The following is a 12,020-nucleotide window of genomic DNA, read 5'->3' as shown; positions in this document are numbered from 1 at the left end:
TGCCCTAATATTCTGTTACCGATGAAGGTCGATTAATAACCTCCCCCAGTCTTTAACCTGACCAACCACTATTGATAAATCGTTCTAGCTACTTTTACCATGAAAAATATTAAGTTTCCCCTGCTCTCCCAATACTTCTTCGGCTTTTTGACATAGATATTCCATAGATTCACTCACGATGATGTCAAAGGTTGGCGGGGTAGATTTAATTGCGTGATGGAAAATCTTAGCATTAGTATGTGTGGCGCACATAAGGATACCTAAGCAACCGTACACGCGAAGCTGAGGTAAAAGGTCGCACAGGTTAGATGCCGCACTAACAGAAATTTCAAGACTAACATCGGGTAACGAAAAAATAATCCATTTATCATACTTACCTCCCTCTTCTATTACTGCTTTTAACCACTGATCAACTTTTCTTTCATCATATACGTTACTTGGAATGTCGAACAATACGTTTTGAACAGTAAAAAAACGGTACTGATGGGCGCTAGAGACCACGTATTTTATCTCCTAAAATTTCGTTACCTTTACAGAATAGGTGATTATAGGGCAATACAATATTAAATTTATTATCCATAAAGAGACGCTAATGAACGTATAAGGTCTTTAACAGGTAACTAAAAAGCAACACTGAGATGGGAAAGATTATGACTTCTATAAAAGACACCGCTAAATTACCCGAACAAGGCCCCCTGCACCAAGTAAATCAAACATTTCATCAACGCTATGCTGAACGAAAACAATGTTACAAAGAAGCTATTTTAACGGGTGATTATCATCTCGTTGTCAGAATGGATGATCGATTAATTTCTATCATAGGTGGTAACACTACTGAACATGTCGTTGTGGGCAAAGATTATCATGAGATCAAAGCTGCTACGCACCTTCCATTGTTGTTAATGTTCGCGCAGGATCAGCGAGAAATCCTCGATTATACGCGCACGTATAAAGGTGAAACTAATTTACCCATCATACGTAAGCTGTTCAGTCTAATCGAAGATTGGGCCACGAATACAAAGGAAAACAAGTTTACCGATATCTCAATGTTAAAAACTGATCTCGCCCCCATCTTTGCGCAAATAATGGATGTAGTGGCAAAACAGGAAATCAAAAAAACGGTACATACATTGAACGAGATAAAATCACGTGTTTCGATCCCCCTGGATAAAACATTTTTTGTAGTGTTTGGTTCGCATCAAGCTCGGTATAAACAACTTGGAAAAATGATAATCAAAAAGTGGTTAAGGCGGCAAATCGGCCATTACGGGCATATCGAACATCACGTGCGTTATTGTGAAGGGGCTGAGCGATTAGAAGATGCCATTGATATAGTATGTACAGCACTGGTAGATAATGAACTTGCACACTTATTTCTCGGTGAGCAGTATGCCCTGAATCAAGACGTGGTTACCCAAACTGCAGAGCGACATTTATCACAATTCTGGCCCACAGACGTATAGTTATCGTCTTATCACTTATCACTTATCACTTATCACTTATCATTTAGCGCCGTACAAACTGTGCTTGCTATTCGTTACTACCGCGTTCGTCCACCGCATAAGAAACGTAGGGTGATGTACGTCAAACCACGCTAGGCATTATACTTTATCGGCTAATACATCTGAGCCATACTTTTTTTCAGTTTTTTAAGACCAATCAAGACACGTTACAATTTAGGACAGTGAAAGATCGGTATATTCTCCAGTGAAGATATATAGGGCAATTCAGATCTCTTCATTACGTTTTACCATTGAACCCACTAGGACAAAATGTTGGCGCACATAATTACGTGGTCAGGCTGGTCCAGCTTTGTTATTGGTGAATCGATTCATTTCTTTTCTGATTTCGTCGTTGTTAATTTGTTAATTTTATGAAGACGACTAGTCTTATAGCAGGTCCGATCAGTGCGGACCTTAACTTTATACATAAGGAAAAATCATGCTCAACTTTATTGAACGATATAAAGACAGGAAACTGAAGTATGCCCTCCTACTCTTCTTCTTACTAGGTGCTTTCTCAGCGCACGCTAACTACGGCGTGGCATTTGTACATGGTACGGGGACCCAGAATGATGCGTTAAATAATTACTGGAAATCAGAATTTGTTAATTCTGTTATGTCGGGTAATGGCTCACGCTACATAGTGATAAATTGCGACTTTGAAAAAAACATGTGGGATGCTGCGGCTACTGGTTGTCTGGCTAGCCAACTCACTCAATTTATCCAATCACAGGGAATTACGCAAATGTATGTGATCACGCATTCTCATGGCGGCAATATGATGAGATGGATGATGTCCAATCCAACCACTGACAGCCGATTTCCTGGTATTATTGATAGAATTACCAATGTCACTGCTATAGCGGCTTCCAGTGCAGGTACACCACTAGCTAATGCCGTTATTAACGGAAATGTTTTTGAATCAGTACTAGGATGGATTCTGGGTTACCAGAGCGAAGCAGTAAAACAACAACAAACCAGTTGGATGAGTTACTATAACAACACTTATCTATTAGGCACATCCGGACGCCCCTCTCTTCCTAAGCCCTTTAAAAATATTGTAGGTACCGATGTTGATTCTGCTATCTGGGATGGCGATAGCTATTGTGCAGGCTATCAGAACCAGGTTGCACTGGAATTTACGCAAAACTGGCTAAATTCGTGTTCTGATGGATTTATAGAATGTAGTTCTCAGGAAGCTGCCGGTACATTATGGTTTAGAGATAAGCAACGCACAAAAGGGCGCGAACCCTTGAGTCATCAACAATCCAGACGCAAATGCTTCAATCTGGATAGCATTATACGCGACGATATATAGGAGGATGACATATGAAACCAATTAATAATCTCATTACATTTATTTCAGCTATCACGCTATCACTTGCTGTCACAGCCAATACACCCACCCGAGGTGACTATGTATCCTATAGCTTTGCTATTACCCCCACGGAGACGCTATTAAATGCTGATCAACCCGCTATGGAATCGAGTAAGTCTTTTTGGAAAGAAGTAACTGGTAAAGAATTGAAGCAAGGTGTTGCTATTCAAAATAATGGAGCTAGCCCGTTAGTGCTCCTTTCACATCATGCAACTACGAAAGCGGCACCCCCTATAGATGTTAAACAACTGCATTTAGAAGGAGAGCATGGCCAGCCGGTAGCAAGCAAAATGGTTTCGGAAGATGCGTTACGCGAAACCGGATTCTTTGCCCGTTCGGCAGCGGTAACGGTTGCTGACGCCAACTCAGATGAACCGTTAACTTTGCAGTCTACTCAGGTATTTGCCGACGACCAGTTATTTGTGATGACGGTAAAGGATAAAAATTCACCGGTAAGTTTGGATGTTTTTGCGCCATACCAACGTATAAAATCCGGGCAATCTCACTTGGCCAACGTTTCACTAAGCCTATTTTCGCGACGCAAATTAGTGCTGGATAAACAAAATGCTGATGTTAAAGCAATTTTGCATGCTCCCGATGGGGAACGTATTCCTCTCAACCTTAAAAAGGGTTCGCATGAAGTACTCGTGATGTCGCCCACGCTTAAGAATGTGTTATCCCCGCGTGAGGGATTATATGATATTGAAGTTATACTTAATGCTGATGTCGGAGGCCAACGCTTACAGCGAAATGCGAAAGTGGCGGTAGCTATGTCCACTAAGACTGGAAAGCTAAACAGTTATTCGTTACTGGAAGACGAACCTGCTACTGCTAGCATCTCATTCATGGCATTTAAGCCTGGAAGATTTGAAGTAAGAGCGGTGTTATATGGCCACAATAAAGAGGGTCGCAGAGTAGCGATAATGGAAGGCCACGCTGCGCAGGACGTTAATAGCGGTAAAAGTGATATCCGCTTACCATTTAATTTAAGCAAAGTGCAAAATAAAGCGATTGTCGGCCCATACGAAATAGGTAATGTCAGGCTTTATGATCAAGGCCAGCTTGCTTTATTAGATGAATCAAATGATCGTTTGAATTATAAACAATCGACAAAATTTTAATGGTTCTATAAGGGTCGCATTAGCGACCCTTTTTTCCTATAAAGCTTATTTAATTCATCCAGAATGTTCGTCGCGAAAACCGCTATACAATTTATCTGATCTGCGCTGGCGACCGCAGGCAAATCAAGTCAGTGCCGTCTATCAATAGTTTACGAAGTCAGACACCATCATACCTGAAACACTATTTACCTTATGGGAGTTGACCGTTATCACCACTACCTTAATTACCTTAACGTACAGTGGAGTATTGCTTCATGCATAACCCCACTGCATCGATGCCCCGTTCTTGAAAGATCTATTTGTGGATGTTGACTATATAAATTGAGATCGAATTTTTTTTATCTTTAGCAAAAGGATCTATTTATGTTGGGTTTAGGAACTAAAGGTTTACTAGCGTATCAGCTATTGAAAAGGGTTAAACAAAAAAAGCGCCGTACAGAAAAAGCGATGACCTCTGAGCCATTGACTGTGGTAACAAAGCCGCCTTCCCTGATAGCGCTCACTGCAACGGCCTACTCGGTGTCGAAATTAACAAAAAACCAGCCACTTCAGCGATTTTTACTTAAAGCCACAATCGGTACTGCGATAGCGGGGATGGTTAGTTCAGGCGTCAATGCGATAACGCGTAGAAACCGTTCATCTGACAATAGAATCGTTCACGCTGTAGATGAAGCAATAGATAATTCTACTGACAATGCGGCCGCTGTCGCAGCACTTGGCGGAACCATTCCCCAGGCATCCGGTCCATTGTTAGCGGCCTCCGTGGCGGGTTATGCCGCATCTGCTATAAGAGATCGTTCTCAAAAGACACGCAGAACCTCTCGTTTGTCCAAACTATTGATTGGCGGTTGTATTGGTTTTGCCGCTGCGCACGTAGTTAAGAAATTGGAAGCCCCTGTTGGAGAGGTGTTGGATGAACGTGCCCCCGATGATTTGGATAGATTTGAACCTGACCAACCTTATATTCCTAAGAAAATGGAACCAATCCTAGACAGTTGGGGCGGTGCTTCTAAAGGCCATTAGTAATATTGAATGGGGCGTACCGCTCCATTCTCATTTACGATTTATGACCGAAATTTCGACATATCATACCCACACGTCTTCCATGCAATGATAAGAAGTTACTTGCGGTATAGTGAAAATGGTCGCTGGCGCAGTGAATTTAACGGTCAACATGGTCTCACTTCTCACTTCTCACTTCTCACGTCTCACTTCGCACTTCTCACTTTTTTTATCTATTTATTCTTCGTCGCTGTTCAAACAATTTGTTGTAGCAAGTTAATTGCCAACTATATGGCAGGCAACGCTAACAACAGTAAAAGTTTTGCCAATTTGGCTTTCTGGCGAACAGCTACACCTTCTTCAAAGGGAAAGTAGAATGGGTGACGGCATCACTCGGGATTCGCACCTATTATTTATCTTACCTACTGATTTTAGGTTAAATTATTTAACTACTGCTTCGAAAAAATCACAAATAATTCGATATTTTTTCAGCTGATTAACAAAGGTCTTTTTTTAAATAACTATGTTCACTGACCGATACGTTATAAGTCTTTTAGGTGATTGTTTTTTATCCATCCCGCCCTATAATGCGCGCCAGAATTATTGAACGATTACTTTTTATTCACAGTTGTTAAGGCTTATATTATGAAAACTATTTTTGCTATCGCATTAATTGCAGGTTCTGCACTTTCTTTCAATTCCCAAGCTAATGAAAAAGTGGGTTTATTTATAAAAGATGACTCTTTGGAATCTCGTGTTTGCCTTGCAGCTGCTACCCAAGGCTTAGATGCGGCCGTTAGAGTTGCAAATGAATCTGGTAAGTCATTTAAGCGTTTTGCTAGAAATCTTAAATGTAATGGCGTGTCGGTAAACTCATTCGCTAACCGTTACACCGGTGCAACTATTGTAGATAGAATTGCTAACAAGCATCTAGATACGAAGAAAAATGTTGTGCTTGTAGCTCAAAACAATAAAGAATCTAAAGTGTGTGCAGACGCGGCTGTAGTTGGCGTCAAACGTGCAGCAAAAAATCACGGCCTAAGTGCGTTTAAAGCTACCAGCATTGTTTGTAATGATACGCCTATTTCAAAATTCGTAAATGAATTGAAAACGAAAAACGTTCAGGTAAGTGCTGAGTAATTTATTGTTTTTAGAAAAGCCAGCGCTCGTTGCGCTGGTTTTTTTGATCCGATAAACCTACTGATAGCAAGTTTCTAGTTAATAGAATATTCCTTCGGCCTTGTTTTCTTATGAACGCTCTCGTTATCAGAAGCTAACGGTGCCGGCCCTATTCAAAATAACTTCTAGTTTAGTGGTAATGGGTAGCAGCTGGATTACCGGTTTAAACATTCGTGGTCATCTCTTTAGCCCGCAAGTATCCCTTATGTACATATTGGTTTCGTCTACAATACATACATTGTACTAACCACCCTCCTCGCTCTTCATCGTTACCGTTTAACCACAATGCACGCCTCGAGGCCCCGATGTGACGGCTACAAAGTTCATCAGGCGTTTGCCGATATCGGTTTTTAAGACGATAGGAAGGTAATAAAGGTGTTGTTTACTACCCCAGCCATAAAATGCAGAGAACGCCTAAACTCGCGCAAACAACTTCTATTCACGTTCAGTCAGATAGGCAACTTAGCAACACGCCAGGCAAGCTTCAGCGCATTTGCGACATTCTTTCGCACATTTAGCGCAACAATCATGATCAGTCATTTCGCATTGCTCAGCACAATATTGGCATACTTGTGCACATAATTTACAAATTTCAGTCAAGTGCTCGCTTTGTCTCGCGCAAGCTGTAATACAGAGCTTACAAATATCTTCACATTCTAAACAACATTTTGGACAGTCAGACTTGTCGTTCTCGGTGTTAAGCATACTCCAGGCGCATTCGCTGCATGCGATCAAACATTGCTGACACGCTTTTATACATTCAGATACACTCATCGTTGCTACCAGTTTTATAGTAAAGGATTACAAAAGATAGTTACCTTACTTTAATATCGCAAGTTCCTAACAATACTTGGTTCCATGTAGCACTTTTTCCTCACACTCACTACCATGTAGCACTGAAATATCGCCTGTGGTTTCCAAAACTACAGCCCTTACATCTGCAAGCTTCAACACATTTGCCTCGCGTAATTTTGCGTACAAATCGCTTTCTGCAACGCGTGTGTAGGATAATGCTTCATTGAGGACTTTACCGTTTCGCATTAAAATTATGGGTTGGTTTTGCATTAAAGACTCCGCTTTTTCTGAGCGTTTTCTTATATAGGCTGAAGAAAATTGAACGATAAACATACCTGCCATCGCAATTAAGATCTGAAAGTATTCTAGCCATTGAGTAGCTTGGCTTGCCCCAGCTAAAAGAGAACCGATCGCAACTGTCATAACAAAATCAAAATTAGTCATCTTTGAAAATGAACGCAGCCCATTGATACGTACTAATATAACAACCCAGCTCATGGCAATAAGCGTTAACAGCAACCCTCTTAATACAATATCTAGTTCTATATAACCGACAAACATGCTCTCTCCAGTTTTACCATTTGATAATAACTCAATTACATATACTTAAATTATTAACAAACAGCCTTCACCGATGGGACGTAATTTCATGGGGTCGTAAACTTTGTTGCAATAAGCCAGTGAATCGACACCAATAATATACCCACAAAACTAAAATCATAAACCTATGCGTCGCAGTATACCGATAAAGCGTCATTATCCCTGGAGGCTGATAAAAAGATAAGTATGTAGTAATAAGCCAATCCAGACGATCGTTAACCCGCGTTTTACTATTGTGTAAACAGGCTATTCTCCCCTCTCAATAGCGTGTTTTAGGGAATAAAACATAGAAGTACCGCAACAAAAAGAAAGAATGGAAAAACCAGAGCGGGGGTCGTCATACCGTGCCAGCCGACATGTTGCAAGGGTGCGTAAATATCCTCTCAATAACCAGGGTTATTGACTCAAATCGAAAGGCCAACGATAGACCGCGAAGTATATCTATGGCTTCGATTCGTGTAGGCCGCCACACTGTGATGATTTAGGCGACAAACGACAGCCGTGAATAGCATAGTAAAAAATAAGCAGATAACACGGTAGCATCATGGCGTAAGCGGTTTGACTTGAAATAGCTTCAGCAAGAAAGCCGTAAATTAATGGTAAAATAGCGCCGCCAGCGATACCCATGATCAACAATGCCGAACCTTTTGCCGTAAGGCTACCTAAACCATTGAGCGCCAAGGGCCATATAGCAGGCCATACAATAGCGTTGGCAAAACCCAGTAAGGCAATATAGACAATGACATCAGGTAGTTCAGGTAGCCCTGCCCATACCCATAAAATATGAGAAATAACTGTCGAGCTAGTAGATGCGAACACAATTAATAAAGTTAATACTGCGCCTATGAGGGCTGAACCCATCAGTGCCTGGCGCTCGGTCATAGCACGCGGGATGACAATAAGACCTGATATATACCCAATTACCATAAACGCCATAGTATAAGAGGTAAGTGATGTGGCATTGGCTATCCCTAGCTTCGAGCCTAAAAGCCCGATAGTATCACCGGCAATGACCTCTATACCTACGTAAATAAATAAGGAAATTGCGCCGAGAACAAGATGTGGATAGTCAGTAAGTTTTTTATCCCCCTGCTGATGTTGGTTTTCTTTTTCATCAGCTGAAATCAGTTCAGGTAATTCTGATTTAATCAAAGCAATGGCCATTATAATTAAAGCTAGCGCCATCCAAAAATAGGGTTCAATCAAGCCAGATGCCAGTTGGGCAATTTCCGCCTCACGAGACGCGTTACTTAACCCATCAATGTACTGTATGTTTACATGAGAAAATTCACCAATAACTAATGCAGTAAAAACGACGGGCGCAATAACGCCTGCCATTTTGTTTAGAATTCCCATGATAGAGATTCGTACAGCTGCGGTTACTTGTGGGCCTATTTTTACGATGTATGGGTTTGAAGCGGTTTGCAGTAATGTTAAGCCTGTCCCTAAAATAAATTGTGCCAGCAAAAACACGAGAAACGATTGAGATTTTGCGGCAGGAATAAAAAACAGAGCGCCTATCGCAATAATCGATAAGCCAATAGACATCGCTTTTTTGTAGCCCGTACTTTCTAGCACTTTCGCCATCGGAAGCGCCATGACAAAGGCTGCAAAATAAAATGTAGAAGCAATGGTGATTGCTTCTACTTCATTCAGGTCGCAAACAATTTGTAGAAACGGAACCAAAGCACCATTAAGCCAGGTAATAAAGCCGAAAATAAAAAACAAGCCGCCTATTATTAGCATCGGCCAAAAGCTGTCTGGAGCTTTTACGCGTATAGCTTGTACTCGCATATACAAAGTCCTTTTGTAACCTAATTATTATCTAGCATAGGTTGCCCGCCTACCCAACATTGTCGCACCGAAAGGTTATGGTCTAAGTGTACAAAGTCGGCTCGGCAACCAGGCTTTAACACCCCCCGGCCTGTTAAGTTAAGGAATTGTGCGGGAGTTGATGTAGCCATTTTAAGTACTTCACCCAATTCAATCCCTACTTGATTGACCATATTTTTTACTGCGTTTGCCATATCAAGACATGACCCCGCAAAAGTACCCTCTTCCGTTAGTAATTTTTCGCCATAACGGGTGATAACGGTATTCTCCCACTTCATATTTTGCATAGCGCTACCGACATGTGCCATTGCGTCGGTAACCAGCATCAACCTATCTGCGCCGATGCAGTTTGCAGCGAGTAAGCAATTGGCAGGATGCACGTGATGCATATCAGCAATAAGGCCAACATAAGCGTGCTGATGGATTAATGCTGCCCCAATCATCCCAGGTTCTCTGGCCTTTAAACCGGACATGGCATTAAATAAATGGGTGAATGCAGTAGCACCCGCATCAATGGCTGCTATCACGGTATCGACGTCAGCATTGGAGTGCCCCAATGATATGAACACACCTTTTTCGCTTAGTTCTTTGATTATATCCGGACTTAAGGATTCTGGTGCGATTGTAAGCATGACTTTACCGAGATCGTTGCGCAAATACATGTCTATATCGTTGTCATTTATTTTCCGTATTGAATCAGAAGAATGTATTCCTCGCTTAGCGGTACTTAGATGTGGCCCTTCAAAATGGACGCCAATAACACTTTGATGATTTCCAGCAATTGCAGCGGCTATGGTATCAGCGGCAACCAGCATTTTATCTTGCCTGTCGGTAATAAGCGTAGGTAACAAAGCGGTGGTACCGAACTGTTGGTGGGCCTTTGCTATACCATCTACTGCTTTGCGTGAGGGGTCGTGATTAAGCATAAAGCCCCCCCCGCCATTGACCTGCGTATCGATAAAACCAGGACAGATTATCCCGTCAAAAGCATCACCAGTGAAGCTTAGATTGTTTTCAATCGATTTTACCCGTCCGCTTTCTGTAGTTAACACACAATTATGGTGTAGAGTTTGGCCATCAAAAAGCTGTTTTGTGTAATAAGTTGTCATGTGTCTACCTATAGCGTCTGGGTTACTTTTTTCAGCCCTGTTGGCCTATCGGGGTCCCGTCCCATCTGTGTGGCAATGGCTTCAATATCAATGTAAAATCGTTGTAATACAGCTAGCGGTAAAAGCCTAAAATTTAGCTGGCTTGGTATATGGGTGATTTGGATACTACGAGCGCCCTTCGCATTTATATCGCTCATCAAGCTAGTGTGCGAGGCCGCACTTTCGTCATTGATGCGAATATCTATAGCAGTAAGATTTTTGGTCGCCAATGTAACTGGGCCATGTAAAAACTCCGCACTACTGAATGGCTCCGCTTGTACACCGCATACTTCTTTTAATTTCAGCGCTATTTCCCGCCCAATCGCATAACCAAAGCTACGACCTAATGCCACGCAGTGTGCTACGTTTTGAATATCCTTCAATCTAAGTTGAGATGGAGCTTCAATTGTTTGACCTAATAAACCAGGCAAGAGTTTTAAATCCTTTATTAACGCTTCGTTCTGACTCCAATATGCAGTGAGTTGTATTAATGCACTAAGTGTAGCCAGATAACTTTTTGTGGCTGCAACCGCTTTTTCTTCACCTGCGTGGAGAGGTAAAGTGGCATGTACTACTTCAGCAAGTGGTGAAGTTTGGTTATTTACCAGTGCTACACAATAGGCGCCTGAATTTCGCGCAGCCTCAGCTTGTCTAATAATATCTGGGCTCTGTCCTGACTGGGAAATGCATATTACCAATGCATTCTTTAATTTTAGCTGGCGATTAAACACGGTAGAAACAGAGGGAGCGGCAGAGCATACTGGAAGCCCTAATTCCACTTCTATTAAGTATTTTGCGAAAACCCCTGCGTGATCGGATGAGCCTCGTCCAATGATACACACCATAGTGATGGGACGCTTATTTATTTGTTTCACCAATTCAGTACATATAGGCGCATTTTGCTGCAACTGCCGCTGGATAACTTGAGGTGCCTGTCGTGCTTCTCTAGCCAGCATACTGAACGTCATACTACTTTCTCCCGATAAAATATGTTTTCCGGAAAACCATATTGTCCCTTACTAATTCGGCCCAACGACCTATTATATAATTGCTATCAACTCACCTAACGAATATAACGCTGTTTGTGCGTCTCACCCGCCTATAGGTCCGGCGGTTTCATTGTTTATACGCATTGCTCTCTGTTATCAGAACGAACCTTACCCTATTTACCAATGATTCTGAAAAATCACGCGAGTTTGCACATATTTTATAGGTCGTGAATCTGATGCCCTCGTTCATCCGGCTCAATGCAAATACTCTAACACCATATTGATTTGAAGTAGTTGCGTCGGCAGCGTAAACGAAAATAATGGTTTTTCACTTCGTGAACTTTAACGCAGAGCAACAACCTTTTGATAAGCTAATATGAACAGATAATGAGGTATATTGTCTGAATTGAAGCCTTTTACATTCCAGAAATATTATTTCAATGCTCTTCAAATAAGCAAACGGAAATAATCAA

The 12,020-nt window shown here is 41.7% G+C and carries 10 protein-coding genes; 5 read left to right on the top strand and 5 right to left on the bottom strand.

Annotated features, from left to right (window positions below; translation table 11 throughout):
* Window positions 1-84: 84 nt before the first annotated feature.
* Window positions 85-501 carry a hypothetical protein gene (locus OPS28_RS10940; RefSeq protein WP_265609489.1) on the bottom strand — a complete coding sequence of 139 codons (417 nt, stop codon included), beginning with the start codon at window positions 499-501 and terminating at the stop codon, window positions 85-87.
* A 149-nt stretch (window positions 502-650) separates the two neighbouring features.
* Here OPS28_RS10940 and OPS28_RS10935 point away from each other — a divergent pair, with 149 nt between their 5' ends.
* The 5 genes from OPS28_RS10935 to OPS28_RS10915 all read left to right on the top strand — a co-directional run bounded on the left by OPS28_RS10935 (window position 651) and on the right by OPS28_RS10915 (window position 6,143).
* The gene (locus OPS28_RS10935) at window positions 651-1,463 is read left to right on the top strand and encodes a hypothetical protein (protein ID WP_265609488.1); all 813 of its coding nucleotides are present in this window, start codon (window positions 651-653) and stop codon (window positions 1,461-1,463) included.
* A 478-nt stretch (window positions 1,464-1,941) separates the two neighbouring features.
* A complete protein-coding gene (locus tag OPS28_RS10930) occupies window positions 1,942-2,820 on the top strand; it encodes a hypothetical protein (protein ID WP_265609487.1) in 879 nt (292 codons plus the stop codon).
* Between the two features lie 11 nt (window positions 2,821-2,831).
* The gene (locus tag OPS28_RS10925) at window positions 2,832-4,001 is read left to right on the top strand and encodes a DUF4785 domain-containing protein (protein ID WP_265609486.1); all 1,170 of its coding nucleotides are present in this window, start codon (window positions 2,832-2,834) and stop codon (window positions 3,999-4,001) included.
* 363 nt (window positions 4,002-4,364) lie between these two features.
* Window positions 4,365-5,024, top strand: a complete 660-nt coding sequence (locus OPS28_RS10920) for a hypothetical protein (protein ID WP_265609485.1) — start codon at window positions 4,365-4,367, stop codon at window positions 5,022-5,024.
* Between the two features lie 624 nt (window positions 5,025-5,648).
* On the top strand, window positions 5,649-6,143 hold the full coding sequence (locus OPS28_RS10915) for a hypothetical protein (protein ID WP_265609484.1): 495 nt from the start codon (window positions 5,649-5,651) through the stop codon (window positions 6,141-6,143).
* Between the two features lie 879 nt (window positions 6,144-7,022).
* Here OPS28_RS10915 and OPS28_RS10910 read toward each other — a convergent pair.
* From OPS28_RS10910 to nagB-II, 4 genes are all read right to left on the bottom strand, one after another.
* Entirely contained in the window at window positions 7,023-7,538 is a 516-nt protein-coding gene (locus OPS28_RS10910) for a DUF421 domain-containing protein (RefSeq protein ID WP_265609483.1), read from the bottom strand.
* A 480-nt stretch (window positions 7,539-8,018) separates the two neighbouring features.
* Window positions 8,019-9,371 (bottom strand): sugar MFS transporter, encoded by a 1,353-nt coding sequence (locus tag OPS28_RS10905; RefSeq protein WP_265609482.1) that lies wholly within the window; start codon window positions 9,369-9,371, stop codon window positions 8,019-8,021.
* A gap of 20 nt (window positions 9,372-9,391) precedes the next feature.
* Entirely contained in the window at window positions 9,392-10,519 is a 1,128-nt protein-coding gene (gene nagA, locus OPS28_RS10900; protein ID WP_265609481.1) for an N-acetylglucosamine-6-phosphate deacetylase, read from the bottom strand.
* A gap of 8 nt (window positions 10,520-10,527) precedes the next feature.
* On the bottom strand, window positions 10,528-11,526 hold the full coding sequence (nagB-II, locus tag OPS28_RS10895; RefSeq protein WP_265609480.1) for a glucosamine-6-phosphate deaminase NagB-II: 999 nt from the start codon (window positions 11,524-11,526) through the stop codon (window positions 10,528-10,530).
* Window positions 11,527-12,020: the final 494 nt, after the last annotated feature.

The organism is Alteromonas sp. ASW11-130 (assembly GCF_026183735.1).
Lineage (GTDB): Bacteria > Pseudomonadota > Gammaproteobacteria > Enterobacterales > Alteromonadaceae > Alteromonas.
The sequence above is the reverse complement of the archived record's forward strand: the minus strand, read 5'-3'. Positions and strand labels throughout refer to the sequence as shown.

What these genes read in the sequence shown, in the direction of transcription:
- OPS28_RS10935 (WP_265609488.1), top strand. Translation starts at nt 651, where the DNA reads ATGACTTCTATAAAAGACACCGCTAAATTACCCGAACAAGGCCCCCTG.
- OPS28_RS10920 (WP_265609485.1), top strand. Translation starts at nt 4,365, where the DNA reads ATGTTGGGTTTAGGAACTAAAGGTTTACTAGCGTATCAGCTATTGAAA.
- OPS28_RS10925 (WP_265609486.1), top strand. Translation starts at nt 2,832, where the DNA reads ATGAAACCAATTAATAATCTCATTACATTTATTTCAGCTATCACGCTA.
- OPS28_RS10910 (WP_265609483.1), bottom strand. Translation starts at nt 7,538, where the DNA reads ATGTTTGTCGGTTATATAGAACTAGATATTGTATTAAGAGGGTTGCTG.
- nagA (WP_265609481.1), bottom strand. Translation starts at nt 10,519, where the DNA reads ATGACAACTTATTACACAAAACAGCTTTTTGATGGCCAAACTCTACAC.
- nagB-II (WP_265609480.1), bottom strand. Translation starts at nt 11,526, where the DNA reads ATGACGTTCAGTATGCTGGCTAGAGAAGCACGACAGGCACCTCAAGTT.
- OPS28_RS10905 (WP_265609482.1), bottom strand. Translation starts at nt 9,371, where the DNA reads ATGCGAGTACAAGCTATACGCGTAAAAGCTCCAGACAGCTTTTGGCCG.
- OPS28_RS10915 (WP_265609484.1), top strand. Translation starts at nt 5,649, where the DNA reads ATGAAAACTATTTTTGCTATCGCATTAATTGCAGGTTCTGCACTTTCT.
- OPS28_RS10930 (WP_265609487.1), top strand. Translation starts at nt 1,942, where the DNA reads ATGCTCAACTTTATTGAACGATATAAAGACAGGAAACTGAAGTATGCC.